The organism is Variovorax sp. HW608, from assembly GCF_900090195.1.
Classification (GTDB): domain Bacteria; phylum Pseudomonadota; class Gammaproteobacteria; order Burkholderiales; family Burkholderiaceae_C; genus Variovorax.
This window is the reverse complement of sequence record NZ_LT607803.1, coordinates 232,154-246,555: the sequence shown is the minus strand read 5'-3', so window position 1 is coordinate 246,555 and position 14,402 is coordinate 232,154. Positions and strand designations below refer to the sequence as shown.

General features: G+C 63.9%; 15 protein-coding genes. 1 reads left to right on the top strand and 14 read right to left on the bottom strand.

What is annotated here, in order from left to right; genetic code table 11:
- Nucleotides 1–219: 219 nt before the first annotated feature.
- The 4 genes from VAR608DRAFT_RS01155 to VAR608DRAFT_RS01140 all read right to left on the bottom strand — a co-directional run bounded on the left by VAR608DRAFT_RS01155 (nt 220) and on the right by VAR608DRAFT_RS01140 (nt 3,994).
- Nucleotides 220–1,326 carry an IS110 family transposase gene (locus VAR608DRAFT_RS01155; protein ID WP_088952395.1) on the bottom strand — a complete coding sequence of 369 codons (1,107 nt, stop codon included), beginning with the start codon at nt 1,324–1,326 and terminating at the stop codon, nt 220–222.
- Between the two features lie 218 nt (nt 1,327–1,544).
- On the bottom strand, nt 1,545–2,549 hold the full coding sequence (locus tag VAR608DRAFT_RS01150; protein WP_088952394.1) for a LysR family transcriptional regulator: 1,005 nt from the start codon (nt 2,547–2,549) through the stop codon (nt 1,545–1,547).
- A 295-nt stretch (nt 2,550–2,844) separates the two neighbouring features.
- Nucleotides 2,845–3,087, bottom strand: coding sequence for a hypothetical protein (locus tag VAR608DRAFT_RS01145; RefSeq protein ID WP_088952393.1), 243 nt, complete (start codon nt 3,085–3,087; stop codon nt 2,845–2,847).
- A 169-nt stretch (nt 3,088–3,256) separates the two neighbouring features.
- Nucleotides 3,257–3,994: a response regulator gene (locus VAR608DRAFT_RS01140; RefSeq protein ID WP_088952392.1), complete on the bottom strand. Its 738-nt coding sequence runs from the start codon at nt 3,992–3,994 to the stop codon at nt 3,257–3,259.
- 162 nt (nt 3,995–4,156) lie between these two features.
- On the opposite strand from VAR608DRAFT_RS01140, the gene VAR608DRAFT_RS01135 reads away from it, so the two are divergent.
- Nucleotides 4,157–5,242 (top strand): IS630 family transposase, encoded by a 1,086-nt coding sequence (locus VAR608DRAFT_RS01135; protein ID WP_088952391.1) that lies wholly within the window; start codon nt 4,157–4,159, stop codon nt 5,240–5,242.
- 137 nt (nt 5,243–5,379) lie between these two features.
- On the opposite strand, the gene VAR608DRAFT_RS01130 is transcribed toward VAR608DRAFT_RS01135, so the two are convergent.
- The 10 genes from VAR608DRAFT_RS01130 to VAR608DRAFT_RS01090 all read right to left on the bottom strand — a co-directional run bounded on the left by VAR608DRAFT_RS01130 (nt 5,380) and on the right by VAR608DRAFT_RS01090 (nt 14,397).
- Nucleotides 5,380–6,414 (bottom strand): IS630 family transposase, encoded by a 1,035-nt coding sequence (locus tag VAR608DRAFT_RS01130; protein WP_088958537.1) that lies wholly within the window; start codon nt 6,412–6,414, stop codon nt 5,380–5,382.
- 135 nt (nt 6,415–6,549) lie between these two features.
- Nucleotides 6,550–6,684 (bottom strand): hypothetical protein, encoded by a 135-nt coding sequence (locus tag VAR608DRAFT_RS38205; RefSeq protein WP_269458521.1) that lies wholly within the window; start codon nt 6,682–6,684, stop codon nt 6,550–6,552.
- Nucleotides 6,685–6,780: 96 nt separating this feature from the next.
- Nucleotides 6,781–7,590 (bottom strand): hypothetical protein, encoded by an 810-nt coding sequence (locus tag VAR608DRAFT_RS01125; RefSeq protein WP_231973108.1) that lies wholly within the window; start codon nt 7,588–7,590, stop codon nt 6,781–6,783.
- Between the two features lie 140 nt (nt 7,591–7,730).
- The gene (locus VAR608DRAFT_RS01120; protein WP_088952390.1) at nt 7,731–7,964 is read right to left on the bottom strand and encodes a DUF6429 family protein; all 234 of its coding nucleotides are present in this window, start codon (nt 7,962–7,964) and stop codon (nt 7,731–7,733) included.
- Nucleotides 7,965–8,021: 57 nt separating this feature from the next.
- Nucleotides 8,022–8,582 carry a DUF6036 family nucleotidyltransferase gene (locus VAR608DRAFT_RS01115; protein ID WP_088952389.1) on the bottom strand — a complete coding sequence of 187 codons (561 nt, stop codon included), beginning with the start codon at nt 8,580–8,582 and terminating at the stop codon, nt 8,022–8,024.
- The gene (locus tag VAR608DRAFT_RS01110; RefSeq protein WP_088952388.1) at nt 8,579–9,265 is read right to left on the bottom strand and encodes a helix-turn-helix transcriptional regulator; all 687 of its coding nucleotides are present in this window, start codon (nt 9,263–9,265) and stop codon (nt 8,579–8,581) included. Before VAR608DRAFT_RS01110 ends, VAR608DRAFT_RS01115 begins: the two co-directional genes overlap by 4 nt.
- A 317-nt stretch (nt 9,266–9,582) precedes the next feature.
- Nucleotides 9,583–9,765 (bottom strand): hypothetical protein, encoded by a 183-nt coding sequence (locus VAR608DRAFT_RS01105; protein ID WP_088952387.1) that lies wholly within the window; start codon nt 9,763–9,765, stop codon nt 9,583–9,585.
- A gap of 238 nt (nt 9,766–10,003) precedes the next feature.
- The gene (locus VAR608DRAFT_RS01100) at nt 10,004–11,743 is read right to left on the bottom strand and encodes an IS1634 family transposase (protein ID WP_088952283.1); all 1,740 of its coding nucleotides are present in this window, start codon (nt 11,741–11,743) and stop codon (nt 10,004–10,006) included.
- Nucleotides 11,744–11,881: 138 nt separating this feature from the next.
- The gene (locus VAR608DRAFT_RS01095; protein ID WP_231973636.1) at nt 11,882–11,956 is read right to left on the bottom strand and encodes a DUF4143 domain-containing protein; all 75 of its coding nucleotides are present in this window, start codon (nt 11,954–11,956) and stop codon (nt 11,882–11,884) included.
- Nucleotides 11,953–14,397 (bottom strand): TOTE conflict system archaeo-eukaryotic primase domain-containing protein, encoded by a 2,445-nt coding sequence (locus tag VAR608DRAFT_RS01090; protein ID WP_088952386.1) that lies wholly within the window; start codon nt 14,395–14,397, stop codon nt 11,953–11,955. Before VAR608DRAFT_RS01090 ends, VAR608DRAFT_RS01095 begins: the two co-directional genes overlap by 4 nt.
- Between the last annotated feature and the right edge of the window lie 5 nt (nt 14,398–14,402).

Below are 14,402 nucleotides of genomic sequence, written 5' to 3'. Positions count from 1 at the left end.
GCGTGCAGCTTCAGCGACGATGAATCACACTGATATCCGCGGTTTGGGTACCGCACTACATGCCTGCGTCGCGGGGCTGCCTCGCTCTAGTAACGGGGATCATCCTGGTGGATGCCCACATAGTCGCCCGGTCGAGGGTTCCCCTATCGTGTGCATTCGTCGGGTTTGCGGGTGCGGTGTGAACACACTCAGTTCAGTGGTGCTTCTGCGTGACAGGGGTTACGCCTGCGGAGGGACCTGGCGGCCCAGATCCCAGACGAAGCCAGCGAGCTCGCGGGCGATGGCCACGCAGACCTTGTTCGGGTGCATGCCTCGCAGGCTCAGGCGCCGATAGCGCTGGCACAGGCGCAGTTGCGCACGCCAGGCAATCGCGCGCACCGCTGCGGGTTGATCTTGTTGTCGCACCTGCAGGACACGGCTGATGCGGGCCGGGAAACGATAGTTCCAGGCGGCCTCCACGAGCACACGGCGTGCATGCCCGTTGCCGGTCTTGGTAATCTCGCCCTGGCGTCGTGTCGTCCCACTGGAGCGCTCGCTGGGCACCAGACCCAGGTAGCCCATGAGATCGCGCGGATGGGCAAAGCGACGCATGTCGCCCAACTCGGCCACCACCGTGGTGGCCGCCACCAAGTCCAGACCGCGCAGGGTCATCAGCGCGCGCACCACCGCCAGCATGCGCCAGTTCTCGATCTGCTGTGCCAGGGCCTCGGTCAGGCGCCGCACGCGCGCATCGGCCTCGCTGACTGCCAGCCGGTATTCGGTATAGGCAATATCCTGGGCCGGATGCGCGAAGCCGAGTGTGGCCAGATAGCGTTCGTGGGCCGCCGTCCACGACGTCTTGCCCGTGTAGCGGCGCCCGTGGCGCAGCAGCATCGCCTTGAGTTGCTGGCGCGCCTTCAGCCGCGCCCTCACGGCATCCACCCGGGCACGACACAGATCCCGGATGGCCTCATCGCGTTCGTCGGGCACGCTCACCGTCGTCAAGTCGCCCGAACGCGCCAGCGCGGCCAGCTTCAGTGCGTCGCGCCGATCGGTCTTGATGCGCTCTCCCGGCTTGCGCGCAATCAGCGAAGGCGCCACCACCTCGCAGCGCCAGCCCTTGGCGCGCAGCTCGCGCGCCAGCACGTAGCCACAGGGCCCGGCCTCGTACACGATCAACAGCGTCGAGGGCTCGCCCAGCTTGCCCAGCGCCTTGCTCAGCTCGCTCAGGCGAGCACCGACCGTGCCGACAAACCGTGGTGCCTCGCGCCCGACGTGTGCTACCGCGATGGCCGTGGACTGAGCATGGGCATCCAGACCCACAAAAACGGTGCTAACTTCTTCCATGTCTGCCTCCTGTGCAAAGCTGCAGACCACACCCTCGGGTGTTCTGCATGTGGCTCGGCGCACCTCGGTGCGCAACCCACGGTACTCCTGCAGGAGGCAGACCCTTCCCGTCTACCCAATTCCGTCAGCCCGGCCTCCGAGGACGGGCCATCATGTCTAGCGCGTGTGGCCGTTGAAGGACAAGGTGGACGTGTCAGGAACGGGAATGGTTCAGGCTTTCAGGTTCGTACTCCGAAGTCCGTCAGACACTGAAGATCGGATGCCCGGATCCTGGTGGTCATGAAGTCGATGAAGACGCGCATGCGCGAAGGCATGTGCTGACGGCTCAGGTAGCAGATGTAATGGCCGCGGTCATCGGGTGCGTGCCGCGCCAGGCAAGGAACGAGTGCGCCGGACCGGAGCGAATCGCAGATCAGGTAGCCCGCCATCTGGGCAATGCCGTGGCCGTCGAGTACGGCCTGCAACACCAGATTGGGATCGTTGTAAGTGAGCTTTGCCTGGGGCAGGAATTTGCGGACCTGCCCGTCCACCTTGAACTCCCACTCGCAGATGCGACCCGACGAGTAGCGCAGGTTGATGCATTGGTGATTGGCCAGCTCTTCCATCGTATCGGGCAGCCCGTGGGCGTCCCGGTATTCGCGCGAGGCGCAGACCAGCATCTGCATGGGAATGATCTGCTTCGCGATGATCTGAGCGTCTTCCATGCGTCCGTTGCGAAACGCGATGTCGACCCGCTCCGAGATGAAATCGGTCGGCTTGTCGTCGAGAACCAGATCGATCGATACGTCGGCGTATGCGGCGCGAAACTCGCCGAGCAGCGGCGCGACCACCTTGCGGCCGAAGCCGACTGCCGAACTGATGCGAAGATGCCCGCGGGGTGGTCCATCCCGAAGGTCTCGCATCTCCTCGACGGCCTGAACGATTCGATCGACCCCGGTGTGGCAGTTTGCGTAGAAGAGGTCACCTTCGCGGGTCAGGGTCGTACTCCGCGTGGTCCGAAGGAAAAGTCGGACGTTCAGCTGGTCTTCGAGCTTCTGGACGCTGCGGCTCACCGCCGAGCGGCCGATGCCCAGGCGGTCGGCGGCCCGGGAGAAGCTGCCTTCCGTGACCACTGCGATGAAGGCAACAACGCCCGCATAGCTCGCGGCGAAGCTGGAGGCCAGGGGATCGACGCGCGGTGTGAGCGGCGTTGGGACAGGGGACAGGACATTCGCGAATGTCATATCCGATTCTCCCCGGGGCTCACGACGGCTCGCTCGCTCAAGAGGTCGCGATCGTCACGGACACTTGTGATGACTTCCATGTTCTGCTCCAGCAGCACGATGAGAGTTCAGTGTCTGCACTGCACGTCGCCGCATGATGTCTGGATTGCGATCGCGTTTCTCGGTTGACATGCGGCCGCATTGCGACGAATGGATGCCGTCGGCGGTTCGTTAGCTTTGTGTCCGTTGACATACAACATGGCGTCATCGGCGCATTCCAATGCCGTCACTCGAATACGAAGCTCTCGACTTCACACTAGAGTCGAAACACCCTGGACAGGCTCATGGCGAGGTCACGCGCCGAAAGCGGCTTCTGCAGGACTTCGTCGACTTCGTTCGCCGAGGCGGCGTCCGGCGCCACGACCGGCGTGTCGGACAGACCGATTTCACGCGCTCTTCCCGCCGTTGGTCCCAGATATCCGATCATCAGCACGACGGGCATGGAGCTGCGCATCCCACGCACTTCGCGGATCAGCGCCGAGCCTGACATTTCCGGCATGCGCTCATCGTCAGCACCCCGATCAGGACGCAGCCGGGTGCCAATACGTAGCGCAGCACGACGTTTTGCCTCACTCGCTCTTCGAACGACGCGGCCATCGCCGACAAGCGCGCCTTGAGGGTAAACGGCTTGGGAAGCACCGTACTGGCTCCGATGCCGAGCGCTGCCTCTAACGCAAGATCTCGACCTTCGGAATGAAGGTGTAGCCCGCGCCGCGATCGGTGCGGATCAAGGGAGGCTGGCCCTCCGTCTCCAGTTTCCGGCGCAGACGACCGATCTGCACGTCGATCGATCGGTCATAGACTTCGTCGTCATGCAAGCGGGAGAGCTCGAGTAGCTGGGCGCGCGTTAGCACTCGTTGCGGCGCTCCCAGAAAGGCTGTGAGCAGGTTGTACTCGCCGTTGGACAGGCTGATGACTTTCCCTTGCGGCGAAGAGAGCCTGCGCAAGCCCATATTGAGTTCCCACCCGGCGAAGCGGTAGGCGCGGATGCCGGCCTCGCGCTTGGCCGCCACCGATTGCATCTTCGAGCGACGCAGGAGCGCGCGAACGCGGGCCAGTAGCTCGCGCGGCGAGAAGGGCTTCGTCAGGTAGTCGTCGGCGCCGAGTTCGAGCGCCATCACGCGGTCGGCTTCATCGCGCCTTCCGGTGATCACGATGATGGCCAAGTCGGACTGCTCGCGCAGCCGGCGTGCAATCTGGATGCCGTCTTCGTCGGGCAGGCGGACGTCGAGGACCAGCAAGTCGATCACGCTACCTGTCAGGACTTCCGTCATTTCCGCGCTGGAGGCGACCGCACTGACCTTGTAGTCATAGTCGCCGAGGAAGTCGACCAGCATCTGGCGTATCGACGGATCGTCGTCGACCACGAGAACATGTGGCGCCACGCCGAGCGTGGGCAGGTCCATATTTCTCTCCTCGTCATTCGCTATTGCCTCGAGTTGGAGCGCGCGGGCTCGCGCTGTCCGGCCCCGGGCCGGCGCTGGCCTAGTGTCGTGAGTTAGAAGTTCATTGAACTAATCTGATGGCGTCGAATCGATCGTGTACCGTGTACACACGACGAGGCGACCATGCGAGGAAGACCCAAGGCAGAACTGGTGCTGAGCGAAGCCGAACGCGAGCAACTCACGGCGCTGACGCTGCGGCGTAAGACCGCACAGGCGCTGGCGTTGCGCGCTCGCATTGTTCTGGCCTGCGCCGAAGGAGTGGACAACAAGGTGGTTGCAGGCCGCCAGCGCGTGACGCAGCAGACGGTTTCGAAGTGGCGTGCCCGATTCGTCGAGCATCGGCTGGACGGGCTGCTGGACGCCCCTCGGCCTGGCGCACCGCGAACGATCGACGACGCGCGCGTCGACGCCGTGATCGCCAAGACGCTGGAGAGCACCCCCGTCGCGGCGACGCATTGGAGCACCCGCACCATGGCGCGCGAAACCGGGATGTCCCAAACGGCCGTGTCTCGCATCTGGCGTGCCTTCGGACTTCAACCTCATCGCCAGGAGACCTTCAAGCTCTCCAACGATCCACTGTTCGTCGAGAAGGTGCGCGACATCGTCGGGCTTTACCTTGATCCGCCGCTCAAGGCGATGGTGCTGTGCGTGGACGAGAAGAGCCAAATTCAGGCACTCGATCGCACGCAACCCTTGCTGCCGCTGGCGCCAGGCATCCCCGAGCGGCGTACCCACGACTACGAGCGCCATGGCACCACCACGCTGTTTGCGGCGTTGGACATTGCCACCGGCTCGGTCATCGGGGACTTGCATCGCCGCCATCGAAGCACCGAATTCCTGCAGTTCCTGCGCACCATCGAGGCCAACGTGCCGCAAGTGCTGGACATCCACCTCGTGATGGACAACTACGGAACACACAAGACTCCTGCAATCAGGAACTGGCTTGCCCGGCATCCGCGCTTTCACGTGCACTTCACGCCGACCTCTGCGTCTTGGCTGAACCAGGTCGAACGCTGGTTTGCCACCCTGACGCAAAAGTACATCCGCCGCGGCACTCATCGCTCCACACGACAACTCGAACAGGCGATCAGGCACTACATCAAGCACAACAATGACGACCCCAAGCCGTTCGTCTGGTCCAAGACCGCCGACAACATCCTCGCAAGTGTCGAGAGATTTTGTTTGCGAACTTCTAACTCACGACACTAGCAATCGTCAGTTTAATGGCAGGCACCCAGCCTGTCACGAATCGCCGGCGCCCTCGTCTTCCGGGACTGCCTGGAGGAGCAAGGCCCGCCTTAACAAACCTTGACAGGCATTATTGAGCCGGCATCAACGATCTTGAATCAGGCGGCATAGCGAACCGGCTCGTGTTCGAAGTAGCTCTTGATGCGCTCAGGTTTGCGCTGCACGCTACGCAGGTGCTTGGCCGTGGCCTTGACCAACTGCAACTTCGTGCGCGCCGGTGCGAGCTTGGTGACGGCCTGCTTCAGATCGGCGTTGGCCATCTCGTTGGGGTTGAGCTCCGGGCTGTAGCTGGGAAGATAGAACACCTCGATCTCGTGCTTGTGCTCGGCCAGCCAGGCCTTCACGGGCTTGCTGTGGTGCACCCGCAGGTTGTCCAGGATCAGATAGACCTTGCGAGCCGCGTCCTTGATGAGCCGGCGCAGGAAGTCGATCAGGATGTCGGAGTTGAGCGCGCCGTCGAAGGCCTTCCAGCGCATCTGCCCCTTGTTGGTGACCGTGGAGATGACCGACAGGCCATGGCGCTTGCTGTTCACCCGCACGACCGGCGTCTCGCCCTTGGGCGCGTAGCTGCGCCCGCGCACGTCGTCGCTGCGAAGCCCCGTCTCGTCGCCCCAATGGATCTCGGCGCCCTCGACCTTGGCGCACGCGGCGATCACCGGGTATTCCTCCTCGAGCCACTTCTTCACCGCCGCAGGCGACTGTTCGTAGGCCTTCTTCATTGGCTTCTGAGGCGTGAAGCCCCAGCGCGCCAGGTACAGCCCCATCGTGCGCACCGGCAGCCGAACGCCAAAGCGCTGCTCGATGAGTTCGCCCACCGCCGCGCGCGTCCACAGTGCGTACGACATCTTCAGTTGATCGGGCGTCTTGTCGGAGATCAGCTTGCGCACCGCCGCCTCCTGGGCCGCGTCCAGGCGTCGCCCTTCGCCGAGCTTGCGGCCACCGGGGGCATCCCGCAGCGCCTTGGCACCGGCGGCCTCGTGGCGCTTGCAGATGTCGAACACGCCCGTGCGGCTGAGGCCCGTTTGCGCGGCGATCTCGTCATACGTGCGACCCGCCTTGCGCAGTCGAATCACTTGCACGCGCCTTTCGTGTCGCGCTTCGCGCGACAACGATCTCATGTCGGTTGCTTCCATCATCCATACATGATGGCGCATCCCGAAACTTCAAGATCATTACTGCCGGATCAATAGCTGGCGCCCGGGCCTTTGGAGCAGTACGCAGGGTCCCGAGATCCGATGCTCGGGTCCGGGTGGACAGCGGCCCTATCGTCAAGCCAGCGCCGGCTCCTCCGGAAGCGCAAGCTCCAGGATCGCACGTACGACCGTCTTGCGTTCCACGATCCTTCTCTCGATCTGATGCAGCGTTCGGGCGAGCCCGGTTTGATCGTGGTCGCCGGCGATCACGACACGCGCGACCAAAAGAATACGATCGGGGCCGACGTATAGGCCGCATACAGCGACGGATGGGTGTCGCGCAGTGCCTTGCGTCGCTCGACTACGTCATGGTGCCGGCCCTGCCGCTCTAGGCCGAGCAGCTCCAGCAGAAGTCTCATCGCCTGCTCGGGCTCTGAGTGAAGGGCGCGCTGCGCCTGGCCCAACTGGCGCGACAACGCAGGTCTTTCCGTGAGGACCCAGGCGGGAAACCAGGCCAAGTCTCGCAGATCGCCGTGACCCTCGAAAGTCGAATCGAAGTGCCTGCGCAGTCTTTTCCAGCAAGGGGTCGGCGAGCCGCCTGGTCAACTGGTCGAACCGCTCGCATGACAGCCAGGCGAGTTCGGCAAGCAGGCCCCAGGCATCATCGAGATCGTGCATGCGGTAGCGCGCCTCCGCCATCCATGCCAGCGGGGCCGGGATTCGGCGCCATGATTCGATACGCGCCACGGCCTCGTTGGCTGCAGCCCAGTCGCCGGCGCGCAGCCACAGCGCAGCCGCGTGGTCATCACTGCGGTCTGGGCGAAATGGAAGCGGCGTGGCCCGCTGCGCCAACTCGCGCCACGACGAGACGAGCCACGTTGAACCCGCGCGCGCCCCGAATATGCGCAGTGCTGCCGGTTCGATCACATCGCACAAAGCAAGACGCGCACGGCGCACGGACTCGTGATCCTCAAACGGTGCAGCCGCGCGCTGGTCGAGTGCCTCGACGAGCACGGAAAGCGGCGTCAGGGATTCATGGTCCGGGAATTCTTCGGCGAATGTGGCCCAGGCCGCTCTGGCGCCGACGGGGTCGCGACGCTCAAGAGCGACCGCGACGTCGTTGCACAGCACCGTGTCGCGGCTGTCATCGAAGATGTCAAGTTGCTGCGAGTTCATGGTCTCGTCCGAAGATGGCTGTCAATCCGCGTGACTGCAATTCCGCTCGTGCCGGCAGCAACGCGTGCGATCAACCTGCTGCCCAGCCTTGACTGTAAGTGAAGCGGTTCGCGGATCACCGCCGTGAAGACTCGCGTATTTCATTTGTCGGACACGAGGAAGAACTGCTTGAAGAGGCGTTCGGATTCGCGCAAGCCATCCTCGGTGAGTGCCACGGATTTCGCCTTGTTGACCGGATCGCCGATAAGCCCCCGTGCATGCAAGCGGTTGAGAACTTCCCAGTCGAAACTCTTCCAAGCGCGGTTGTAGTCGTGCAAAGTCAAATGGAGCAACGCCAGGACGGCGTCGTCAATTGCGGCGGTGTTGATGTTCATGGCGTTCTTCCCTTCGGTATGCGCCGCCCTTGCGGGACGGCCGAACAATGCCTGCGGTCAGACATCCGGGATGACCTGGCCGGCATCTCGTAGTGCCTTGGCCCAGCGGCGGATCCTGGCTCGCAGCGCACGTAGCTCCGCTCTTTCGAGCGGCATCGAAGGCGCCAAGTCCAAGGCTTGTGCCAGCGTGATGTAGCGGTGCTCGAGCAGCGCGGCGCAAAACTCGCGGTCTTTCTCGCGGTTCGCTGTGGCCTTCGACAGGAAAAGATCGATCACGTCGAGGCAGTAGCCGATGCGCTGATTGGTGTTGCGCCCTTGAACCTTGTGAACGCGGCTTTGCCAGTCCTTGGGCAGGGTCGCAGTTTCAGGGCCCACGCCCTGCGCATAGTAGCCATAGGTGTCGTGGAATTGTGAGCCTTCGCCGATCGCGCCGTCGATCTTCTCGGCCAGCTCTGGCGCGTCCTTCGGATAGATGTCGGCCTCCATCGAGACGGTGAAGACCGCCTCCGGATTCGGCACGGACCCAAGGATCGCCTGGCTGCCAACGATGACGAACTCGTACTGGTCCGTGATGTCGCCGCTCGCGCGGATGATGTGCTCGAGCTCCTCGCGGGTCATTGGTCCTCCGGCAGAAGATCCTGCGACGGTTCGACGCCGAGCACGACACCCTTTCTGAGGTCGCTCACCTGGGCGAGGATATTCGCACGCACATCCGCCGGCAATACAGTGGCGAGCGGTGACGTCTGGCGCAGTTGTTGGGCGTGTCTGCTGCGGCCGAGCGCCTTCCTCCAAGTACCGGTCTCCAAGATCTGTTGCCATTCTCGCCACAGGCCTGCTGAACGGGGATCCCCGGTTTGCAGCCAACGCGTCACCGTGTCCTTTGCTGTCGCCAGCAGACGGGGGTTTGCTTTGACCCGGCGAATAGCCTCCTCGTGCAACACCATGCTCTGAAGGTCCTGAAGGCGGTGCCTGCCTTCTTCTGCCGATACGCGAATTTCCACCACCGGCGCCGTCCGGCGTGAGAGTGCCGCGGCGGATCCGGCCGGGGCTGGCGAGAGGGTGTCCGAGGCCAGAAGAGCGAGCTCGCCACTGACACCCAGGATCGACATGACGCGCAGGTAGGTCCCAATGGAGGTCGCTGGATCACCGGATTCGACGGCTCTCAGGGTGTTTCGGGTGATTCCGACGCGCGCGGCCATGTCGACCGTGCCCATTCCCTGCGTCTGGCGCAGACGCTTGAGCCGGTCGCCCAACTGCAGCAGCAATTGGCGGTCCAAAACGGATGTGATTTCGCTGCTCATCTGGTCACTATATTAACCACTTTATGGAAAACGTGGTCAATTTGTTGCTCAAATGAGCAGTCTTGCCGAAGACGTCAGGGGGAACGCGCAAAAATAGCCAGTTGGCCCCTTCGCTTCGCCGCTCGACACCTTGAACTCCTGCTCATGGAGATCGACGAGGTACGCGAGCACGAGCGACAAGGCGGCCTTGCGCGAGCAATCAATGAATTCGCGACCTACGTCCACAGAGATCCTTGTCCGCAACCGCGATGGTGAACGGTTGCCCAGATGAACTGCCGTCGACGAAAGTGCGCATTGTTGGTGCACACGCGCGAAGCTCATCGCGTCGGCGGATGCTGCAGGCGTTGCCAGCCGATCACGGCCCAGTCGCTTCGCGACTGGTCAGTGTCGCCACCATAGATGACGCTGCCGCCTTCCAGCGCATTGGGAAAGGCGGCCGCGAAACTGCGAAGGCCGCGAAAGTAATCGGTGTTGACTGTCGCGCCAGCCTTGATCTCCACCGCGCGAAGCTTCCGGCCCCGAGGGAATCGGCAGATCGACTTCGTTGCCGGTCGCATCGCGGAAGTACATCTCCGCCGACTCGCCCTGGTTGAATCGGGTCTTGAGCGCTTCCATGATCACCAGGTTCTCGAATAAGCTGCCGAACAGCGGGTCGCGCGCCACCTAGTCCGAACTTTGAGCTGCGAATGAGCGCAACCCCTTGATCCTGCTGAGTTTGTTCAGCGAGGCTGGGTGGGCTTACTGGGTACAGGCGGGATTGACGGCGAGCAGCTTGAAGGCCTTGTCCTGCAGCGGCGTGGGCCGCGTGGTGATGACGATCTTGGCGTTCGGATTCAGGCTCGTGTGGGTGATGTTGTAGGCGAGCGTGGCCAGGTCCTGCAGCAGCGTGCGCAGGCTGTGCAGCGGCAATCCGTCGCTGGCGTGCTTCGATGTGTCCTTGTCGCGGGCGTGCTCGGAGCGCACCGCCTTGGCGACCGGAGAAGCCCGCTGGCCTTGGGCCTGCTCGAGGAACTCATCGTCGAACAGCATGGGCTTCAAACGCTCGCGCAGGTGCCATTCGACGTAGTAGGCGAGCATGCACAGGAAGACATGCGCGCGAACACGCTCGGTGTTGTAGTGGAAGACCGGCCGCACATGCAGATCCACCGTCTTCATCGAGCGGAACGCGCGCTCCACCTGGGCCAGGCTCTTGTAGGCGGCCACCGCCGAGGTGGCATCAAGCTGCTGGGCGCTCAAGCTGGTGCGGATCACGTACAGCCCGTCCAGCGCGGTCTCGCTGGCAATCGAATCGACCTTGCGCCGAAACGCGAACGTCGTCTCGGTGATCGTGAGCTCGAAGTGCTTGGCCACGTTGAAGCGGTCGATGAGGCGCCCCACGCGCAACGCGATGGCCTGCTCGCCGCGCAGCGGCTGGCGCGCACGCTGCGTGGCCGCGGCGATCTTGCCCAGATCGGCCTCGGTGGCCGCCAGCAACTCGCCGCGCTTGCGTGAGCGCTCGGCCGCCAGAAGTGGGTTGCGGCACACCACGAGCCGCTCGCCGGGAAAGTGCTCGCTGCTGACTTCGATGAGATTGCGCTCATCGAACAGCGACGGCTGGAAGGGCCCGAGCTCGGCGGCCAGCTGCGCGATCTGCGGCGCGCGCAGACTGCTGATCCAGTCCATGCCCTGCGGCTTGAGCACCTGCTCGATGCGTGCCGAGGTCAGCATCCCGCGATCGCCCACCCAGGTGATGCGTTCGATGCCAAAGCGCTGCTTGAGCTTGGCGACCTGCTCGGCCACCGTGGCCGGGTCGCCCGTGTTGCCGGCGAACACTTCGACGGCGATCGGGCAACCATCGGCGGCGCAGACCAGCCCGAACACGATCTGTGGATCGTCGCGCTTGCCGTCGCGCGAGTGGCCGCGCGCGGCCAGCTCGCAGCAACGCCCCGTCAGCCAGGTCGAGGTGAGGTCGTACAGCACCAACGTGCTGCCGGCCAGATGCTTGCGCGCCAGTCGTCGCTCGATCGCCGGCTGCGCGCCGTGCAGCCAGTCCAGCGCACGGTACAGATCATCGGCGCTGCACTGGCCCACGCCCAGCACGCGGCCCAGCGAGTGGGTGGCGGTGTCGTCGTGCAACATGCGATGCGTCGCGAGCTTGGAGCCGGGCGTGAGCACGCGCGCCACGAGCATGGCCAGCAACAGTGCGCGCAGGTCCTCGGGCGCGCTGGCAAACCAGGCCGGCGCGTCGCATTGGCGCGCGGCCGCCAGCACGGCGGCCACATGGCCGTGGGGCAGGCTGCGCTCGATGCTGAAGACCTCCTGCGCGTCGGGCACGGCCACGCCCCCGCGCAGCAACACCTTCAAGCCCTCTATGACCTCCGCACTCAGGCTCGACAGATTGGCCAGCGTGCGCTTGCGCACCTTGCCGTCTTCGCGATAGGACTCGCGCAACAGGATCGCGGGGGGTGAGTCGCGGTTGGGGACGGCCTCGATGTACATGGCTTCATGTATGGATCACGAATCGAGGAAATTCAAGTACAAAAATATCAATTTACATGGCTACATATTTGCACACAAAAATAGCCGAAACCCGCGCCACGCTTGGGCTCCGGCTACTTCATGTGCTCAAAGTTCGGCCTAGTCGGCGCTGCGCAAGCCGAGCAACCAGCAGGCCAGACCCACGTCGCAAAAGTACAGCTTGGGACTCTTCACGAGCCGCTTCGATGTGTTGGTGAAGCGGCTGGCTCATCGGATTCCACCGCGTCGAAGTCCAGACTGTCGGTGACGGGCGCAGCCGGTACGCGATAGCCCATGGCTTGGTAGCCGCGCTGGCGCTTGCCCCACATCCGCAGCAGTGCCGGATGTCCCGTGTCGACGAAATCGATGATCCGCACGCGGGTCTTGTTGGCGTGCTCGCGGTGCAACCGACCCGCGTACTGCTGCAGCGTGCCCTTCCACGAAATCGGCATGGCCAGAACCAGCGTGTCCAGCGGTGGGTGATCAAAACCTTCGCCCACCAGCTTGCCGGTCGCCAGCAGCACACGCGGTGCATCCGGGGGCAGGGCGTCCAGTTCGCCGATCAAGGCCGCGCGCTGCTTCCTTGACAAATGACCGTGCAAGGTGAACAGCGTGGGTGCCCGGCCAGCCAGTGCAGCGGTGATGGCGCTGAGGTGTTCGGTGCGCTCGGTCAGCACCAGAACCTTGTGGCCTTGGGCGTAGGCGGTTGCCACTTCATCAGCGACGGCGATGGTGCGCCTTGCATCGCCTGCCAATGCACGGAACACGTCCTGGATGCCGGCGTCCCCGGTCAAATGGATGGGTGCAGTCAGGTAGCGAGGAACTACCTCCAAGGTTTGTGGTGCACCCGCGGGTCGCGCGGCCACATGGCGTGTCGGACCACACTGCATGAAGATGATTGGTTGCCTGCCGTCACGCCGGATGGGCGTGGCCGTCAGCCCCAGAACGAATCTCGCCTTTGCGCGCTTCAGGATCGCCTCGAATGAGAAGGCGGAGACGTGATGGCATTCATCCACGATGACCTGGCCGTAGTGCTCCACCTGCTCGCTGGTCTCGCCTTGTCGGTGCAGTGACTGCATGACGGCAATGTCGATTCGACCCGTTGGCTTGGACCGGCCGCCGCCGATGGTGCCGATATTGCCAGCCAGCCCTTGTTCTGCGCCCAGCAACGCCTGCAACCGTTCCTGCCATTGCTTGAGGAGTTCCGCGCGGTGTACGAGCACCAGCGTATTCACGCCACGCCGGGCGATCACTGCAGCCGCCACGACCGTCTTGCCGAACGCAGTGGGCGCGCACAGGACGCCCGTGTCGTGGGCCAACATCGCGGCAACAGCGGCCTCCTGGTCGGGGCGCAGGGTGCCGGCAAAGTGCACCGCCAGTGCTTGTCCGCCGAAGCGTTCGTCACGAAGTTCGCAGCGAATACCGTTGTCGCGCAGCAGTTGCCGGGCGGCATCGAGGCACCCGCGAGGCAAGGCGATGTGGCGCGGATAGTTCTCGGCGCAGCCGATCACACGCGGCTTGTCCCATACAGGCAGGCGCATCGCCTGCGCCTTGTAGAACTCCGGATTCTGGAACGCCGCGATGCGGATCAGTCGGTTCGCCAGGGCCTGCGGCAGATGCGCCTTGTCGAAATACAGAAGATTGGCCAGCGTCACGGTGAGTGATGCGGGCATGCTGCCGGGCAGGCGCTGCGTGACCGGGTTCGTGCGCTTCCAAGGCTCGCGCTGATCTTCCTCGTCAATGAACGTGACATCCAGGGGATGCGATCCGCCCGTAGCGCGCAGGATGACCGGCTCGATGTCGTGCGGTGGCATGGGCTGCAGCGAAGCGAGGAAGGCCCATTGGTCCGCATAGGGCTGCAGCGCGTCGTCGACGAACACGCTGCCGCCGCTCTCGCGAGGCAGCTTCTGCAGCGGCAGGGCGATCAGGTTGCCGAACCCACCTTTGGGCATCGTGTCCTGGCTGGGGAAAAGACGGTCGTAGGACGTGAGCTTGAGTTGCCGCGTACGGGCGCAGGTATAGCTGATGAGGGCCGAGCCCAGCCGGCGCGCATCCCGTGCCGAGACCTTGGCCGAGAAGAACACCCAGGCATGCGCGCCACTTCCGGACCGCGAGATCTCCAAAGCGGCGGGCACACCCAGCGTCCGGCATGACTGGATGAAGGCCCGGGCGTCCGCCTTCCAGTCGGCTTCGTCGAAGTCGACCGCGAGGAAATGGCAACAGTCATCGGCCAGCAGCGGATAGACGCCGACCGTATGGCGGCCGGCAAGGTGGTCATACAGCGCCCGGTCGGTCAACGGGACCAACAGCCGATGGCTGCAATCCGCGCACTTGATGCGGGGCTTCTCGCAGACGCCAGCACGCCACTCGTTGGCGCAAGCCGGCGAGTAGCCGCTCTTGCCGGCCTTGCTTTCCCAACGAACCGGATAGACATCGCTGCGCCCACGGAACAAGCGGCCAAAAAGCGCCACCTTCTCGCCGGTGCTCAACGGCGATGGCGAAACCGTGCACACATCCGTCGGCTCGGACTCACGCCATGCAATGCCACGGGCCTCCAACAACCCGGCCAGACGCGTGTTTTCAGCTCGTAGCCGCGTCAGTTCATTGACGAGATCGTTGTTGACATCGCCCGCCATGATGG

What these genes read in the sequence shown, in the direction of transcription:
- VAR608DRAFT_RS01155 (WP_088952395.1), bottom strand. Translation starts at nt 1,326, where the DNA reads ATGGAAGAAGTTAGCACCGTTTTTGTGGGTCTGGATGCCCATGCTCAG.
- VAR608DRAFT_RS01150 (WP_088952394.1), bottom strand. Translation starts at nt 2,549, where the DNA reads ATGACATTCGCGAATGTCCTGTCCCCTGTCCCAACGCCGCTCACACCG.
- VAR608DRAFT_RS01145 (WP_088952393.1), bottom strand. Translation starts at nt 3,087, where the DNA reads ATGCCGGAAATGTCAGGCTCGGCGCTGATCCGCGAAGTGCGTGGGATG.
- VAR608DRAFT_RS01140 (WP_088952392.1), bottom strand. Translation starts at nt 3,994, where the DNA reads ATGGACCTGCCCACGCTCGGCGTGGCGCCACATGTTCTCGTGGTCGAC.
- VAR608DRAFT_RS01135 (WP_088952391.1), top strand. Translation starts at nt 4,157, where the DNA reads ATGCGAGGAAGACCCAAGGCAGAACTGGTGCTGAGCGAAGCCGAACGC.
- VAR608DRAFT_RS01130 (WP_088958537.1), bottom strand. Translation starts at nt 6,414, where the DNA reads ATGGAAGCAACCGACATGAGATCGTTGTCGCGCGAAGCGCGACACGAA.
- VAR608DRAFT_RS01125 (WP_231973108.1), bottom strand. Translation starts at nt 7,590, where the DNA reads ATGAACTCGCAGCAACTTGACATCTTCGATGACAGCCGCGACACGGTG.
- VAR608DRAFT_RS01120 (WP_088952390.1), bottom strand. Translation starts at nt 7,964, where the DNA reads ATGAACATCAACACCGCCGCAATTGACGACGCCGTCCTGGCGTTGCTC.
- VAR608DRAFT_RS01115 (WP_088952389.1), bottom strand. Translation starts at nt 8,582, where the DNA reads ATGACCCGCGAGGAGCTCGAGCACATCATCCGCGCGAGCGGCGACATC.
- VAR608DRAFT_RS01110 (WP_088952388.1), bottom strand. Translation starts at nt 9,265, where the DNA reads ATGAGCAGCGAAATCACATCCGTTTTGGACCGCCAATTGCTGCTGCAG.
- VAR608DRAFT_RS01100 (WP_088952283.1), bottom strand. Translation starts at nt 11,743, where the DNA reads ATGTACATCGAGGCCGTCCCCAACCGCGACTCACCCCCCGCGATCCTG.
- VAR608DRAFT_RS01090 (WP_088952386.1), bottom strand. Translation starts at nt 14,397, where the DNA reads ATGGCGGGCGATGTCAACAACGATCTCGTCAATGAACTGACGCGGCTA.